The 16,745-nt window shown below is 36.0% G+C and carries 17 protein-coding genes and 2 pseudogenes; 12 read left to right on the top strand and 7 right to left on the bottom strand.

The features are described from left to right. Positions 1-10: 10 nt before the first annotated feature. Both ACEWFJ_RS06845 and ACEWFJ_RS06850 read left to right on the top strand, forming a co-directional pair. Complete coding sequence (locus ACEWFJ_RS06845; protein ID WP_473691223.1) at positions 11-1,462, top strand: RNA-guided endonuclease InsQ/TnpB family protein; 1,452 nt, start codon at positions 11-13, stop codon at positions 1,460-1,462. A gap of 320 nt (positions 1,463-1,782) precedes the next feature. Further along, a pseudogene (locus ACEWFJ_RS06850) lies at positions 1,783-2,297 on the top strand (GNAT family N-acetyltransferase). A 59-nt stretch (positions 2,298-2,356) separates the two neighbouring features. Here the strand turns inward: ACEWFJ_RS06850 and ACEWFJ_RS06855 are convergent. Next, positions 2,357-2,902, bottom strand: coding sequence for a helix-turn-helix domain-containing protein (locus ACEWFJ_RS06855; RefSeq protein ID WP_473691225.1), 546 nt, complete (start codon positions 2,900-2,902; stop codon positions 2,357-2,359). 156 nt (positions 2,903-3,058) lie between these two features. Here ACEWFJ_RS06855 and ACEWFJ_RS06860 point away from each other — a divergent pair, with 156 nt between their 5' ends. Beyond that, positions 3,059-3,463, top strand: a complete 405-nt coding sequence (locus ACEWFJ_RS06860; RefSeq protein WP_473691227.1) for a DoxX family protein — start codon at positions 3,059-3,061, stop codon at positions 3,461-3,463. A gap of 235 nt (positions 3,464-3,698) precedes the next feature. On the opposite strand, the gene ACEWFJ_RS06865 is transcribed toward ACEWFJ_RS06860, so the two are convergent. Together ACEWFJ_RS06865 and ACEWFJ_RS06870 are read right to left on the bottom strand one after the other, a co-directional pair. After that, a complete protein-coding gene (locus tag ACEWFJ_RS06865; protein ID WP_098307926.1) occupies positions 3,699-4,010 on the bottom strand; it encodes a 4a-hydroxytetrahydrobiopterin dehydratase in 312 nt (103 codons plus the stop codon). Next, a complete protein-coding gene (locus ACEWFJ_RS06870; RefSeq protein ID WP_473691230.1) occupies positions 3,991-5,745 on the bottom strand; it encodes an aromatic amino acid hydroxylase in 1,755 nt (584 codons plus the stop codon). The genes ACEWFJ_RS06865 and ACEWFJ_RS06870 overlap by 20 nt, the downstream gene beginning before the upstream one ends. Positions 5,746-6,209: 464 nt before the next feature. Between ACEWFJ_RS06870 and ACEWFJ_RS06875 the strand changes: the two genes are divergently transcribed. Further along, entirely contained in the window at positions 6,210-6,521 is a 312-nt protein-coding gene (locus ACEWFJ_RS06875) for a hypothetical protein (protein ID WP_429719702.1), read from the top strand. Further along, positions 6,521-7,117 (top strand): annotated as a pseudogene (locus tag ACEWFJ_RS06880) (translocation protein TolB); the annotation flags it as partial. The gene ACEWFJ_RS06875 and the pseudogene ACEWFJ_RS06880, both read left to right, overlap by 1 nt. A 52-nt stretch (positions 7,118-7,169) precedes the next feature. On the opposite strand, the gene ACEWFJ_RS06885 reads toward ACEWFJ_RS06880, so the two are convergent. Further along, entirely contained in the window at positions 7,170-7,664 is a 495-nt protein-coding gene (locus tag ACEWFJ_RS06885; RefSeq protein ID WP_473691232.1) for a GNAT family N-acetyltransferase, read from the bottom strand. Between the two features lie 223 nt (positions 7,665-7,887). Between ACEWFJ_RS06885 and ACEWFJ_RS06890 the strand changes: the two genes are divergently transcribed. Next, on the top strand, positions 7,888-8,463 hold the full coding sequence (locus ACEWFJ_RS06890; protein ID WP_473691234.1) for a histidine phosphatase family protein: 576 nt from the start codon (positions 7,888-7,890) through the stop codon (positions 8,461-8,463). 302 nt (positions 8,464-8,765) lie between these two features. Then, positions 8,766-9,263, top strand: a complete 498-nt coding sequence (locus ACEWFJ_RS06895; protein ID WP_473691236.1) for a DoxX family protein — start codon at positions 8,766-8,768, stop codon at positions 9,261-9,263. A gap of 79 nt (positions 9,264-9,342) precedes the next feature. On the opposite strand, the gene ACEWFJ_RS06900 is transcribed toward ACEWFJ_RS06895, so the two are convergent. Then, a complete protein-coding gene (locus tag ACEWFJ_RS06900) occupies positions 9,343-10,224 on the bottom strand; it encodes an alpha/beta fold hydrolase (RefSeq protein WP_473691238.1) in 882 nt (293 codons plus the stop codon). Between the two features lie 15 nt (positions 10,225-10,239). After that, complete coding sequence (locus ACEWFJ_RS06905; protein ID WP_473691240.1) at positions 10,240-11,079, bottom strand: GNAT family N-acetyltransferase; 840 nt, start codon at positions 11,077-11,079, stop codon at positions 10,240-10,242. A gap of 278 nt (positions 11,080-11,357) precedes the next feature. Between ACEWFJ_RS06905 and ACEWFJ_RS06910 the strand changes: the two genes are divergently transcribed. Both ACEWFJ_RS06910 and ACEWFJ_RS06915 read left to right on the top strand, forming a co-directional pair. Continuing rightward, positions 11,358-12,743, top strand: a complete 1,386-nt coding sequence (locus ACEWFJ_RS06910; RefSeq protein WP_253630450.1) for an alkaline phosphatase — start codon at positions 11,358-11,360, stop codon at positions 12,741-12,743. Between the two features lie 63 nt (positions 12,744-12,806). Then, complete coding sequence (locus ACEWFJ_RS06915; protein ID WP_473691242.1) at positions 12,807-13,277, top strand: hypothetical protein; 471 nt, start codon at positions 12,807-12,809, stop codon at positions 13,275-13,277. Between the two features lie 90 nt (positions 13,278-13,367). Here the strand turns inward: ACEWFJ_RS06915 and ACEWFJ_RS06920 are convergent, their stop codons facing one another. Continuing rightward, complete coding sequence (locus ACEWFJ_RS06920; protein WP_253630448.1) at positions 13,368-14,018, bottom strand: GTP pyrophosphokinase; 651 nt, start codon at positions 14,016-14,018, stop codon at positions 13,368-13,370. Positions 14,019-14,498: 480 nt separating this feature from the next. On the opposite strand from ACEWFJ_RS06920, the gene rpmG reads away from it, so the two are divergent. From rpmG to sigK, 3 genes are all read left to right on the top strand, one after another. Next, on the top strand, positions 14,499-14,648 hold the full coding sequence (gene rpmG / locus ACEWFJ_RS06925) for a 50S ribosomal protein L33 (protein WP_001265619.1): 150 nt from the start codon (positions 14,499-14,501) through the stop codon (positions 14,646-14,648). A 277-nt stretch (positions 14,649-14,925) separates the two neighbouring features. Beyond that, positions 14,926-15,555, top strand: coding sequence for a hypothetical protein (locus ACEWFJ_RS06930; protein WP_473691246.1), 630 nt, complete (start codon positions 14,926-14,928; stop codon positions 15,553-15,555). A gap of 404 nt (positions 15,556-15,959) precedes the next feature. Further along, positions 15,960-16,673 (top strand): RNA polymerase sporulation sigma factor SigK, encoded by a 714-nt coding sequence (sigK, locus tag ACEWFJ_RS06935; RefSeq protein ID WP_098307902.1) that lies wholly within the window; start codon positions 15,960-15,962, stop codon positions 16,671-16,673. The last annotated feature ends 72 nt before the right edge of the window (positions 16,674-16,745 follow it).

Below are 16,745 nucleotides of genomic sequence, written 5' to 3' on the forward strand. Positions count from 1 at the left end.
GGTGAAAATTATGACAAAAGAAAAAGAATATGCAACCTATCAAATTTGGATTAAGAAAGGTCACAAATTGCACGCCTACTTCATGGAAATGTGTCAAAATGCAAAAAATCTCTACAATACAACAAACTTCTATATTCGCCAAGTGTATACGGCCTTACGTACTGATCAACCATTACAGCCACTTCAACAAGAAGTTCTTCATATATTACAAGCACATATTGAAATCATGAATGAAAATCAACTGCATGCATACCAAAAACGCGTGAAAAAACAAAAAGAAAAACCTGTTAAAGAACAGAAAGAAATAAAATGTAACTTGTTTACATTCCCGACAAAAGAGAAATCGTTCCTATCGTATCATTTCTTAGATTGTTTGTTTAAAACAATGAAACAACAAGATTATATGAACTTGCCAGCACAAACGAATCAAGCAGTTATGAAGAAGCTATATCAAAACTGGAAATCATTCTTCGCTTCCATCAAGACATACCAAAAACATCCTTCTACTTTTACGGGCAGACCTCGCATTCCAAAGTATATTAGATCATCTATGAAAGAAATTGTATTTACAAATCAAGTATGTAAACTCCAAGATAAGTACATTCGGTTTCCAAAAACAAGCATAAAATTAAATATCGGTAAATTGTTCGGATATATTGAAAATCTGAAAGAGGTACGTGTTTCTCCTGCTTATGGGAAGTTTAAGGTAGAAATTGTAACAGAACAATCCGAGCCAGCACCTGAGCATATAGACAACAAACGTTATATGAGTATTGATTTAGGTATTACTAACATTGCAACTCTCACAACCAATACAGGAGCCATTCCTGTGTTAGTAAAGGGCAATGTCATCAAAAGTATCAATCAATACTACAACAAGAAAAAGGCGTATTTACTGGGTATTCTTCGTCATGGGAAAGAACCAAAAGAAGGACCACATACATCAAACCGCTTAGAGAGGCTTCATGAGAAACGGTTTCTCAAAATAAAAGATTTCTTCCACAAAATCAGTTACCACATTGTTCATTTCGCAGTTCAACATGAGATCTCTATGATTGTGATTGGGAAAAATACATCATGGAAACAAAACAGTGATATGGGAAACCGACAGAATCAATCCTTCTGCCATACCCCACACAATCTCCTCATTGAAATGATCATCTATAAAGCAAAACGAAAGGGTATTATTGTACAAGTCGTGGAAGAATCGTATACAAGCAAGGCATCCTTTCTAGACAATGATGTGATCCCCACTTATGGTGAGGAAGACATTCCTGTATTCAGTGGGAAACGGATCAAACGTGGCTTGTATCGTACGAAAGAAAACAAACTACTGAACGCAGATGTGAACGGTTCCTATAACATCTTAAAAAAAGCAGTTCCAAAGGCGTTTGCCAATGGAATAGAGGGGTTGTGCCATCAGGCAGCTGTGTCAACTCCACTCGTGTTAAGCATCTCTTGAAGGTGATACACGAGAAACCCCCACTTCAAGATCCGAAGGAGATAAGTGGCGGGAGTTTTCATGATAAAAAACAAAAATAGAATGATGAAAAGTGGCATCCTGGTGGGGATAAAGTGAAACTTCCATCAGTGCGAGGCTTAGTGCTCGTTAGTGGAGGATAAGTAGTTATATGTTTAGTGAATCGGAAAAAATCTTATCTCTCTTCATTAGATTTCATTATGCTAGTATGAGTTTGACTGTTTGCAAAAAGTGTAAATATTTTCTGTTATTTTTTGTAAAAATAATATTCTTTTGTTTATAATTTACATAAGGGGGAGGCTATGTTTCACACAGAACGTTTACAATTTCGGAAATATACAATCGATGATTTAGGTTTCTATGCTTCTTTATGGGCAAACGAACAGGTGATTCGCTACATTGGGAAAGGAACTCCTAAAACGTATGAACAATGCAAAAAAGTCTTGAAAGCTGGATTCTTCCAGGATATGAGCGTGGACTCGGTTTATTCATGATGTTACATAGAGAGACGGGAGAACCAATCGGTCATGCAGGACTTGTCCGTCAGCGTGTTGATGGAAAAGAAGAAATTGAAATTGGATATTGGCTGCTTCCAAAGTATTGGGGAAACGGATATGCGAAAGAAGCCGCAGCGGCTTTTCGTGATTATGGCTTTCAAGTACTTAAGCTTGAAAAACTCATTTCTCTTATTAATCCCGATCACCCAGCTTCTATTTTTGTAGCAAGAAAAACAGGTATGGCTTATGAGAAGACGGTGTTATTTCATAATATGGATGTTCTCGTTTATTCAATGAGAAGAGCAGGGATAGGAAACTAATAACCTGCTCTTTTTTATTTCATAAAGAAAGCACTGCAAACAAATTTGTTCACAATGCTTCAATACACATGTTTTCGATTTTCAGTATAGCTTGAAATAAGAAGAAGTGCAGCTTCATCCCCAATATTACAAACGATATGCGGTACGCAAGCGCTCCAAGAAAACGAATCTCCTTCTTCTACAATTGCAATATCTTCTCCATGTTGTACTTCTAATTTTCCGCGCAAGACAAGATGACATTCTTCTCCTTCATGAGCATTTGGCGTGTTTTCTTTCGGAAAGCCAATAGGAATTTCTACTAATGATAAACGCAGTCCGCCTTGCTCAGCTACATGTTCAATTCTTTGCTGGTCTTTTCCGTAAATACTATATTTTCGTTCTTCTTTTTTAACAACTTTCATTCGATCTTTTTGCTCTAACAATAAATAAGGAAGAGGAACATTTAGAAAATGAGCAATTGTTTCTAGAGTAGAAATAGATGGAGATGTTTTATTGTTCTCCACTTGGCTCATAAATCCTTTAGAAAGTCCTGTTCCCTCACAAATTTGCGCAATTGTAATGCCTCTGCGCTGCCGAATTTCACGTATTGTCGAACCGATATTCATAATGCTCGATCTCCTTTTTCTAAACAGATATTTGTATCATAGCAAATCTTTTTTATTTTTTCTCAATAAAAATCAATTGACGAACAAAAAAATTATTGTATGTTTTGTATTGTGAATAAAAGTTTTATATAACAAAACAATAAAGGAGAAATAACAATGAATCAATATATTGGTAATTTAATTATTCGAATTGTATTAGGAGTTACGTTTTTTGCTCATGGTTTAGCGAAGTTTCAAGCAGGAATCGATAACATTGCAGGCTGGTTTACAAGTATTGGTTTACCAGGGGGTCTTGCATATGGCGTTGCGACAGTAGAATTAGTTGGTGGTATTTGTTTAATTATCGGTTTAGGCGTAAGATATGTTGGACTATTATTTGCACTTATTTTAGTTGGAGCAATTGTAAAAGTGAAATGGTCAGCTGGTTTATTAGGAGATGGAAAAAATCCTGGATATGAAATGGAGCTTGCATTATTAGCAATGGGCGCTTACTTATTTGTTGTGAAAGCAGAAGGATTTGTAGATCGTTTCTTAAAAGCGAAAATGTTGAAAAAAGACTAATTTTAACTAGAATAATAGTATGAGTTTTTGATTTTACCTTAATATAGAAATTTGTACAGTGAACTGTGGTCATCATATTCCATTTATTATGAAATAGAAAAAGGAAGCCTGAATTAGGCTTCCTTTTCTGCATCTCCCGCTATTCGTGGGCAGTAAGACCCCCACCTCAAGATTGAGAGAAAAGCGAAGAAGAGAGGTGGGGGATAAAGAAACCCCCACTGATGGAAGTTTCACTTTATCGTACAATTGCTTTTTCATTTTGCAAAAACATCTCATCAAACTGCTTTGCCATTTCAAAATCAAGTTTTGTCAAACCTTTTGCATTCCATGATGACAACGTAATAATAACTGCTTTATACTGGATAAGGATGAATGGATGGTGATTGCGTTCTTCTGATAGTTTGGCCGCTTCAGAAACAAATTCGACACCTTTTAAGTAGTCGGAGAACATGTATTTTCGTTCAATCCATTTTTCGTCTTTTACTGTCCATTTATCCAACTTCATTAACTCTTCTTGAACTTCTTCATTAGTTAGTCGTTGCATTATTTGTCACATCCTTTATTGGGAGTAAGGCAAGCCCGTTATTGATTAAACGCTGAACTTCTTCATTATTTTTAAAGGAAGAAAGCTGTTGTAACAATGCTGCACGTTCTGGAATCTTCACTTTATGTTCTAGTAATAACTCTAAAATCTCAAGGCGTAGTAGCCATTCTTTTTCATAAAACTTATCTAATACGTGATGGATTGCTGCAAGCTGTTCTATATGCTGTTCGTGTAATAAATCTTCGCTGCGAATATCACGAACCGTTTCGTACATTTTTTCAAGTTCTGTTTGCGCGCGCGGTGCAGGTATTACTTCGTCTTCTTCTGTTATTGGAAAGAATGCTGTTGGATCTGCTGCACCAGGGAAAACAGAAGGAATTGCTGAACCAACTGCCATATCAAATGTACCCCAGGCCGCATCAAATAATAAGCGATCTTTTAAAGTGACTGTACAATTTGTAAATGAAATGACAGCGACTTTTTCCTCATTTTTAATAATGTCGGTTACTGTCCCTGTTACATGTACACCGCTTGTAAAAGTAAGCTCAGCTTTGTTGCCAACAGAGATTCCTAATGTGTTTAATTCTTCGTCTGTGCAAGACTCTAATGCGATATTATTTTGTAACAATCCAATTGGTGTACCAAACCCATCTTGGTGCACATCTGTAGAATGATTTGGCAATTGTGTATGATTGATAGCTAATGCAGTTGGACTACCTGTTTTTATATAAATAGCCTCGCCATTTTCATCTTTTACTACTTCAACTAGTGTTCCTGTAATTTGTAATCCGCTGTTTAAAGTAACTGTCGCTGTATTTTCAGAACGCAGTGCTTTATCTAAACCTTTTGTACCACCTGATTTGAATGCCATTGTTTCTGAGAATTTTTTAAGTGCTTCAATCAATTCTTCGAAAGAACCACATACAAAAAGCTGCGGTTGCATTTTTGTTACATCGTAGCTCGTTTGAATACATGATTCAATGGAGAATGGAACTTTTTTAACAGCGTCAGTTAAACAATGTTTGCTTTCACCTACAGATGAAAGAAGTCCAGCACCGTAAATTTTCGGATTCTGTATATCACCAATCAATCCGTATTCTACTGTCCACCAGAAAAGACGGGAAATTTGTTCTGCTTCTGATAGGCCAGAAACATGTTTTTGTTTTTCTTCCACTTCTTTCTCTGCCGCAATAATTTCTTCTGGAGTAGATGTGCGGCTCTCTTTTACAATCGTTAATTGGCGAACCGCTTCAAATAATTCGTGCTCTTCCTTTGTAGAGAAAGCTTTTGCTCCAATCTGTCCGAACAATTTTACATATTTTGCATATGTAGGATCGAGTAGAATTGGTGCATGTCCAGCTGCTTCATGAACAATGTCAGGAGCTGGTGTATATTCAATATTTTCTACTTTGCGAATATCTGTCGCAATTGGCAGGAGACCATGTCCTTGGAAATCAAAGAATGCTACGCCAGGAATTAAGCCGTCAATTGTAACAGCTCCCCAGCCGCTCGGTGCTAAACAATTGTTCATTTCTTCTACTTTTGGAATGGCATCTATATTAATACCGGAAGACTGTAATCCGTTTACATACGCTGGATGTGCAACGTCTTTTAAAAAGTTATGATTTTGTCTCATAATGTAGCGCCATACAGCGTGATCAATAGGTGTGTATTGGTCGTAATGCTGCTTTGATACAAATGGTTTTAAATGTGATGGAATTTCTGCTGTTTTTGTCATATAGATATATCCCCCTTTATGTAAAAAATGCTATGTTCCGTTTTTTATGCGCGTCACTCCTTCCAAAATAATGTAAACGCTTATAAAATTTTATCATAAAATTCCGAATTATTTAATATTTGTTTTTGCTGCAAATAAAAAAATCCCTATCGGAAAATACGATAGGGATGATAAAAATTGCGGTACCACCCTACTTGTAAACAAAAAACTGTTTACCATTCTCTTAAGATAACGGAAAGAAATCAAATGTAATCTGTTTGCATTATCGACAAAAAAGAAATCGTTTCTATCGTATAACTTCCTAGATTGTTTGTTTAAAACAATGAAACAGCAAGAATATATGAACCTACCGATGTAAACGAATCAAGCGGTATGGAAGTTTCACTTTATTTTTGCAAACTTTGTATACTCTTCGCTTCAGTAACGAAAAGCTATAAGAAAATGAAAGGTAGGAGGTAAAGTTCATGGAAATGGAGCAAGGGGTATTACCATTATTAATACATGGGGCAACAATTTTTTTAATGGTGTCTTTTGTTATTGCTGCACTGTTATGGTGGAAAACAAAATGTGGTGTATATGGCTGGTTTTTTAGTCATCTTATATTTCTAAGCTTTGGGATTGCAGCTTGGGTACATATTTTACAAGAACCGTCTGTTGGAGAGGGATTTGAGTCAGAAAATAATTCGCTTTATATTGGAATTGCCGGCCTATCGTGGGGAGTTAGCATGCTATTGTTTATAAAAGGAATGCAGGGAATTGCAAAGCTTGTAAAGTGAGGTATTCCTATGATAGAAAATGGATTTCATTTTTAGCAACACCAACTGCCTCTTGGTCGATGGATAGGTTATGTATAATCAGAGCGGATGGAAGTAAGTTTGAAGCAGTTAATCAAATGTTGATTCAGCCAAAATGGTTTCAATGGGCACCATCAAAAAATATTCTTGCATACATAGAAGGAGAAGGACGTTTTACCGTCGAAAATAAACATTTAAAATTAAAAGAACTTCCTGCTTTTCAACAAGCTACTTTCACTCCAAAAGGTTATGTTGATTGGGATTTCACTTGGAATAGTAATATGTTGATTACAATTTCTAGAGCAATGATCCGAAGCAACGTCCGCAGCCTTCACTATATCAAATCAATGTTGCGAATGCACAGCAGCGTCAAATTACAACCCCGTCAAAAGGGTACGGAGATTATTATCCGTACTATATAAAACGCACAAATCAACTCCTAATGGATATGCTTTGCTAATATGTGGATTGCAAATTCAGACAGTTCACAAGCGAGAAAATGGATTCAAAATATAGACGAAGCAGTAAATTATTATGAGAAACGAGATTGGGAGCATGTTGTATCCGTAAAAGAATAAACATATGCGTGCTCTGATTTCAGAGACGCATATTAAAAGAGTGTATAGTTTGTCATAAAATTTTCGCCATATAGTATTCATTTCTTGGTTGTCCATCAACAATCAAACCATGCACTGCTTCACCTTCAATAGCAAACCCTATCTTTTTATATAACGCAATGGCTCTTTCGTTATGAGACATGACTGTTAATTCTAGACGCAGTAATTGTTGTGTACGAGCCCATTGTTCGATTTCTTGAAGTAATCGTTTGCCGATTCCTTGACTTGCATATTGCTGGAGGACGCCAATGACTAAATATGCAGCATGTTGCTTTCGCCTTACTGCTCCGCCGCGAGCTATTATGTAACCAACAAGTTGCTCATCTTTCTCCGCTACTAAGAGTGTTGAATTATGAGGAGAGAGAAGTGCTTGAATCATAGATGTTTGTTTCTCTATCGTAAAGTTTCGCTCATTAGGCTCAAATAACATAAAATTTGTTTCTTGATCAATTGTTTGACATAGCTGCAAAAACGGAGCTGCATCTACTTCTGTAATTTCACGAATCATCAAAATCACCCATTTCTATTTTTGCATAACACATTATATTCGTTATGTAGATGCTGAACTCCTGTAAGGAAAGGGTCATATTACTTTGTTTCCCCCTTAAATTTAGATATATGTGGATCCTCTCTTTTTTTATAAAGAGAGGATTTTTTTGTAAGGAAGAGAAGGAGAAGCTTCTATGAGTGAAGGGATTTCATTTTAATACAGAATAGAAAGGGATTTTGGTATGAAACTTATTTTTGTCAGGCATGGAGAAGGAGAGCATACAACAAATCTGCCGGATAGTTTGCGAATAAATCATCCAATTCTCACAGATAAGGGAGAAGAGCAGGCTGTATCGCTGCGAGGGAAATTCCCTCTACGTGAGAGTGATATATTAATTACAAGTCCGACAGTACGAACATTACAGACAGCTGCGTTATGGAGTGAGCATGTTGCTTGTAGGAAAGTTGTCCATCCATATATTTCGCCTCGTATTTTTCCATATCGAGAAGGAGCGAGAACGTTGCCTTGTGACCAAATGTTAAGCCAAAAGAATATGCAGCAGTTGTTCCCTCAATTTTCATTAGCAGAAGAACACAATGACGAGTTATGGAGTAGTGGGATCAATACGATTTCAGAGCTTGAGTTTTGCACGGCCGCTCATAGCTTCATTGAATGGTGTAAAACGTTACAAGTTTCACGCGTAATAATTGTTTCTCATGATGGAACGATTACAGCATATAGGCAATATGTAATGAAACAAGTATTAACGAGGGGAAACTTTTTAGAGGAAACAGGGATGTATGAAATTCGATTATAGTAGAAAAGAGATCAAAATAAAGTGAAACTTCCATCAGTGAGGGGTAAGTGTTTATAAGAGCCTGGTCGTGTACTAACGATAAGTAGGAGTTTACTCATCTAAAAAGATTAAAAATATGCTTTTTTATAAAATTTGACATTGAGAACATAATTTTTTTACAAATAGTAATGAAAATCATTATCGTTTGTGTTATTATAGGTTCAAGTTTTTATTTGCAAATAAAAGTGGTTATAAAACGAAACCGGTTACGAATGTTGTTGTATTCATGTAATTAATTTAATTACAAAAATCAGGAGGAATATATGGTTATTCAGTTTTTAAGAGAGAACAAAGCAGTTTCCTATGTACTAGCAGCAGTGCGTATTTATATTGGTTATACGTGGCTTATGGCAGGGATGAAAAAGCTAACAGGTGGATTTGACGCAACAGGTTATTTAAAAGGAGCACTTGAACAAGCATCAGGAGCTCATCCTGCAGTGCAATCATGGTGGGCATCCTTTTTAAATGAAGTAGCAATTCCAAATGTAGAGCTATTTAATTTTTTAGTTACATGGGGAGAGCTTTTAGTTGGAATAGGGTTAATTGTTGGATGTTTAACGAAAACAGCTGTATTTTTTGGCCTTGTAATGAACTTTTCCTATATGTTTAGTGGGTCAACGGGTGTGAATCCACAATTAGTAATCTTGTCTATGTTTATTTTAGTTTCAGGTTATAATGCTGGCAAATTTGGTGTAGATGGATTTATTTTATCAAAAATTTTTAATGAAAAATCACGCAATTATAAAAAGCAAGCCGCTTAGCGTATAAAAGGGGGTATCTCATTATGAGATACCTCTTTTAACGAATTTGGGGTGATTTTGCTATAAAGTGAAATTTTCATCAGTGGGGGTTAGTAGGATGCGTCTTGAAAAACTCATCAACATACTGCATAAACTCTTGCGGCTGTTGACGAAACGGTGCATGTTCGCCTTCTTCGATAATATGAAATGTACTGTTTTTTAAGAATTGATGATACGTTTCGCCTTTTTCCCAGGAAACGCTTTTATCATTTCTTCCCCAAATAATTAACGTTGGCACTTTGATTTCATCAGCGTTAATGCGTAAACGGCGCGGCCACATTTTGCCTAACTCGTCATGATGTGCTGTATCTTCACGTTTATACTTGACTTCTTCCTCGCGATATTCTTTCGGAGTAGAGACAGTACTTAAATCAGTCGATAATGTTGGTTTTGGGGATCCTTTCCCGTGTTGTAAAGTTTCTGCTCCTACTGCATCCGTTAAAATAAGGTGGGTTACAGCATCAGGATATAAGTATGTTAAATTTAAAGAAATTTCTCCGCCCATAGAGTGTCCTAATACAGCGAATGTATCATATCCTAACTTTTTCATTAATTTATAATACAAATTTGCTTGGTTTGGGAAGGAATAGCGAAAATCCATCGGTTTTGAAGAATGGCCGAAACCTAAAATGTCGACAGCAATAATTGTATGATTTTTTGCTAAATCTGGATAAATATCACTAAATCCATTTGATGAGCCTCCAAAGCCATGAAGCATAAGTAAAGGTGGTTTATTTTTACCAATTTGTTTGAAGTAAATGGTTTGTCCATCAATTTCAATCATTTTTTCGTTTGTCTCTAGTTTTGTTGCAATTGTTTCTTTTATTTGTGTTGCTTTTTTTGTTTGCTTCTCAATTGTGCTGCAGCTCGTTAATGTTGTGAGAACAAAGCAGCTGAGCATGTAGAGCTTCCATCGTTTCAAAGTGGTTTCCCCTTTCTAGCATAGCGCTGCATCCATCATAGCAAATATGAAATCTCGTTTACCAGGAAGATTCTCTCCGTTTTTTATCATGAGAGGAGAAAGCAACGTTTCTTTAAACTCAAATGATAGCAGTTTGTCCCTAAAGCTTTTTTGTGAATGAGGAATATCGATACGAACAGTTCCATTCCATTGATTACATATGGATAGCAGTAAATGCAAGGCATATTCTTCATTGCGAGCAATAAGGGGAGTAACGCATAAGGTATTTCCTTTTCGTATACATAACGCAAAAGCTTCTAGTCTATTATTTTTTTCTATTTTTAATGCAAGGTGTGTTCGGTTTAAGAGTATTGAATACAACTTGGAACGATGAGCACCGCTTGCTATGAAATCGAGTTGAATAAGCGTGTTAAGATCCTGACTCGTGATTTGACTAGTAGAAAAGGAGTTGTTTTTTGTTGCTGTGCTATTTCGTTCTAATCGATGAATAGAAGTAATTGTGTTAAATCCATATGTATGATATAACGGCATACCAGCATCCGTTGCAATGAGAACAAAAGGTTGTAATGGCGGAGCATTTTTTATGCAAATGTCCAGCAAAGAGCGTGCTAATCCTCTTCGTTGAAAATTTGGATGAACAATAAGCATACCAATAGAAGTAAATCCTGTTTTATATGGAAAAACAGCGATACAAGAGATGAGTTTGCCTTCGTTATCATGGCCAAACAAAGTACCGATAGAAAAGAAGGTTTCAAATTGTTCCTTCATAAACGAAATGTCATGTAACCAACCTACTGCATCACAAAGAGATAGAAGTTGTGGGATATCAGACTGATTTAGTGCTTTTATCTGCATATATTATGCTCCCTCGTTTTTCTTTAGTAGATACATTTTATCATGAAAAAATCAAAAGATTTTGTCTTGTTGTGGGTTAAGGAAAGAGAGTGTGTGTACAAACATACTACATTTGGAATAACCGTATATATCAATAACTAAAACGAAAAAGAAATACAGCTTGCAACGATATTCACCTTAAATTAACAAAATATTTACATATTTCCAATTTCCGCTTAACAGTTGTCTATTAAATTGGGGAGTGGGGATTGAATTAAGAATTTAGGGGGACTTATAAGGTGAAAAAATTTATGAAGAAAGCATGGCCGTTTGCAGTTGTTTCATCGTTAGCACTTACTTCAATTGTAACATGGAATGTTACGCGTTCAGATGTAATTAAAGCAGATGAAAAAGACGACAATGCAAAGATTAAAAATGTAATTGTCTTAATCGGAGATGGAATGGGCCCTTCTTATATGACAGCGCATCGTTATATGAAGGATAACCCAAAAACATTTGAAATGGAGCAAACAGAATTCGATAAGCATCTGGTAGGCACACAAGTTACATATCCAGAAGATGAGCATCAAAATATTACAGACTCTGCTTCTGCTGCAACTGCAATGTCAGCAGGAATCAAAACATACAATGCAGCTATAGCGGTAGATAATGACGAAACAAACGTAAAGACTGTATTAGAACAGGCAAAAGAACGTGGGAAATCTACAGGTTTAGTTGCAACTTCTGAAATTACACATGCAACACCAGCAGCCTTCGGTGCGCATGATATTAATCGAAAAAATATGGATGCAATTGCAAATGATTACTTCGATGAAAAAATTAATGGTAAGCATAAAGTAGACGTTCTTCTTGGTGGCGGTGTAAATAACTTTGTAAGAAAAGACCGCAATCTTACAGAAGAATTTAAAAAAGATGGTTATAGCTATGTAACAGATCGTCAGCAGTTATTAAATGATAAGAATGACCAAATTCTTGGATTGTTTGCACCAGGCGGTTTCGATAAAATGATTGACCGCAATGACAAAACACCTTCTTTAGAAGATATGACAAATGCTGCAATTGATCGTTTAAATAAAAATAAAAATGGTTTCTTCTTAATGGTAGAAGGCAGCCAAATTGACTGGGCTGGTCATGATAATGACGTTGTTGCAGCGATGAGTGAAATGGAAGACTTTGAAAGAGCATTTAAAGCAGCAATTGAGTTTGCGAAAAAAGATAAGCATACACTAGTTGTAGCAACTGCTGATCATTCTACTGGTGGTCTTTCTCTTGGAGCAAACGGCGTGTACAATTTTGATGTAAAGCCAATTAAAGCAGCAAAACGTACACCTGATTTTATGGCATCTGAAATCGCGAAAGGTGCAAATGTTGAAGAAACATTGAAAAAGTATATTGATTTACAATTAACACCTGAAGAAGTTAAATCTGTGAATGATGCTGCGACGTCAAAAGATGTAACAAAGATTGATAATGCAATTGAAGCAATTTTTAATACACGCTCTTACACAGGTTGGACAACAGGTGGTCATACTGGTGAAGATGTTGGTGTATATGCATTTGGGCCAGGAAAATACTTATTTGCTGGCGTTCAAGAAAATACAAACTTAGCAAAACGTGTATTTGATATTATTGGCGGTGGCGACCCAAATAAAGGTAGACGCTAATATGAAGAAAAAGCGGGGCTTCGTTGCCTTGCTTTTTTCTTTTTGATTTTGGAGGGGACATATATGAAACGAATTCTAAAGAGATTAGGGATTTTAGGCATAATAAGTTTTCAATTATGTGGATGTAGCTCACAAGAAAAAGTACAAAAAGACATAATGAAAAAAGAAGAAACGATTCATAAAGAAGAGAAAAATAAAAAGATGACAAAGCCTATACCGGAGGAAGAACAACAAGCAATTGAAAAGTTAATAGATTCCTATGTTCAAACAATAAATGAGAAAAACTTTGAGGGGCATATGGCACTTTTTTCAACGAAGTCATTAGGATTAGAGGATACAAAAGCCCAAAAAGAAGCAGAATTTAAAAATAAGAATAAAAAAATCGAATTATTGGATTTTAGTGTAAGGAATTTTGAAGGAGAGTATGCTGTAGTAGAAACAAAAGAGAAAGAAGAATCTGCTGAAAAAGAAAGTTCGTTACACCGTAGGAAAAGAAAACGGTGTATGGAAGATAGAAGAGGTACGTGTGATTGAAGAAGGATAAAGTGAAACTTCCATCAGTAGAGGTCTTACTACCCGTTAATGCGGGATAAAAAAGAAGTTCTCTAAAATCGAGAACTCCTTTTACACAGGTAATAAAATGCGCTCTGAACACGATTCAATATCATCAATATCTTGACGGATAGATGCCATCTTATTGTCAAGTTCTTCAGCTTTCATAGCGGCATCATGTAATTCCTGCTTTAAATATTCAGGGATATTTCCTTCATATTTATAATACATTTTATGTTCTAAACTTGCCCAGAAATCCATTGCTAACGTACGTAATTGAATCTCTGCAAAAACATCTTGTGTTCCTGAATTTAATGCTAATGGATACTTAATAATCATATGGAGACTTTTATAGCCATTTGGTTTTGGCATTGCAATATAATCTTTAACTTCTATGATTTCCATATCTGTTCGTTTTTCTATCAAATTTTTTAAATAGTAAATATCTTCCACGAAACAACATGTAATTCGAATACCAATAATATCGAATAAATGATGTTGGGCGTTTTCGACAGTTGGTCCTAAGTTTTTTCGTTCTAGCTTTTTAATAATACTTTTTGGTTGTTTTAATCGTGTTTTTATATGTTCAAACGGGTTGTAGTCTTCTAGAAACTGAGCTTCCCGGTTCATAATTTCAAATTTTGTTTTGAGTTCTTCAAGAGCAAATGTATAAGGTAATACAAATGCTTTCCAATAATCAACTGTTGTTTGGTTATATTCCATTATATACACACCTTTTTCTTATTTGGAAGGTAAGGTTGCTTAAACTAAATACCAAATCATATACGCACATGCTGCGAATGATGAGATCATAAAGCGGTAGCGTGTTTTCATTAGGCTGTCCTCCTTCACACATAGTGTTTGTTATAACTATGTACATTTTCTATACTAATTGATTGATGTGAATTCCGTATGAACAAATTGTTTCAGTTATTTGTCTTTTTTATATCGTTGAATTCGAGGTGTTTTTGCGTTCTTTGTATAAGTTTCTATATGATTGCAGTATTAATGATTGTAATGGGAAAAAGTGATGAAACTATAATTCGATTATATCGATAGTATATATCGAAGAATGAATCAGTTCTTCAAATAAGGAGAACCGTTTTTTTATAGAATTGACAAAGTGAATTACAGAGTTTATGATATAAATCGTAATGATTACGTTTTGTTTCAAAGAATGAATTTTCTAGGAGGTGTAAACTTATGCGTGTAAATATTACATTAGCTTGTACAGAATGCGGTGATCGCAATTATATTACAAAGAAAAATAAACGAAACAATCCAGAGCGTATTGAACTAAAAAAATATTGTCCGCGATTAAAGCGAGTAACATTACATCGTGAAACGAAGTAAACGGCTAGAAATTCTAGTCGTTTTTTGTTATTTGTAAAGGGAATAGGGAGGGGAATACAGTGATATCGTGTGTGATGACATAAGTGAATTTATAGTTAGATGTAAAGACAAAAAATAGATAATTTGTACTCTCGATAACAACGTGCTGTGTCAATCTAATATGAAGCTGAGATACATACGGAGGTTTGCTAGAAAAAACGTGGACAAGGATACAAGCAAAAGGAGTTTTATTTCATATATTTATAGTATATTTCAATAGAAAGGAGTTTATTTATTCTTGCCCCCAAAAGATCAAAAATTTTTCCATCCGTATGAGTCTCCGGTTCCGATTGCAGGAGCTCAAAGACCACAAAAATTACACGTATTTACAACAGGACCTATATTGAGAAATCCCAATACTGAGATTGTGGTTGTTACGCTTTTGAATGAGGATTTCTATGAATCCAAAACGGTCACTGTGTCCGTGTTAGATTGGCAAAATACGTGGAATCCTACAGAGTTTGCTAAGGCAGGATTTCTAGCCGGACAAGCTATCAATCCGTCTTTATCGACACAAGGGGTTCAACCGCAGCAAACTAATATCGTTCCTCCTAACAATGTCCAATCGATTTTTACACCTCTTACATTTACGATTCCGCCACGCGGTCTTTTTACGATTCACGCATCTCCACCACAACCTGCACATCTGCCAAGTCCTTGCTACGAAGTGATTGTTACTTTTTCGTCTAATTTTACTCACCCACCTGCTCCTATCAGACGTGTCATCGTCAATACATTTGGGACTAATGCTGCGGGTGTGCCGCAAGAGGGAAATACCGTCTTGCATAATCAGTTGATACCTAGTCCTATAACTTCACCTGTTCCTTTCTCTCCAATAGCTCCTCCACCTCCACCTCCTGTCCTATAAGGATTAGAAACAAAATCTAGGGTTAGGAGATTCGGCACGAATAGCAGCATAAATTTCAATCATTTTTATCCCGCTATTCGTGGGCAGTAAGACCCCCACCTCAAGATTCAGAGAAGAGTGAAGAAGATAGGTGGGGGATAACTGCTGGCATGCGCCCGATTGGGCAGGCTTTCCATCAGTGGGGGATGAAGAAAACCCTCGCTGATGGAAGTTTCACTTTATGCCAACATCAATCCCCTTCAATAAGTAATTTGGATGGGACTCTAAATGTATGATAAAAAAGGTTTTGATTTGATAACGGACTTTGAAAAAGACAAGAATTGATATTTGCGTTGTACAGACACAAACAACCACTCGCCCACATACATATAGGAAAGACCACTATTTTTGCGGAGGTGAAGAGGTTGAGTCTGTTCGCCGCAATTGGATATATGATTCGCGAAGTTTTTATTTTCGTATCGTATGTCAAAAATAACGCATTTCCACAGCCGTTGTCGCCTGATGAGGAGAGAAGGTACTTAGAGCTTATGGAGCAAGGAGATGCGCACGCAAGAAATCTCCTCATCGAACATAATTTACGTCTTGTGGCACATATTGTGAAGAAATTTGAAAATACAGGAGAAGATGCAGAAGATTTAATTTCCATCGGTACGATTGGTTTAATTAAAGCGATTGAAAGCTATTCGCAAGGAAAAGGAACAAAATTGGCAACGTATGCTGCTCGATGTATTGAAAATGAAATTTTAATGCACTTACGCGTATTAAAGAAAACAAAAAAAGATGTTTCTCTTCATGATCCAATCGGGCAAGATAAGGAAGGGAATGAAATTTCTTTAATAGATATTTTAAAGTCAGAATCAGAAGATGTGATTGATACCATTCAACTGAGTATGGAGCTTGAGAAAATTAAAGAGTATATCGATATATTAGATGAACGGGAAAAAGAAGTAATTGTAAACCGATTTGGTCTTGGCATGGAGAAAGAGAAAACGCAGCGGGAGATTGCGAAAGCACTTGGTATATCGCGGAGCTATGTATCGCGTATTGAGAAGAGGGCATTAATGAAGATGTTTCATGAATTTGTTCGTGCAGAAAAAGAGAAGAAGGGGAAATCTTAAAGATGGAAAGTGCCTGATTTTATTCGAAAGCAGGCACTTTTCTTTTTGGATAAAATGAAACTCCTTTGATAA

The sequence above is a fragment of the Bacillus sp. EA-CB0995 genome (genome assembly GCF_055814245.1).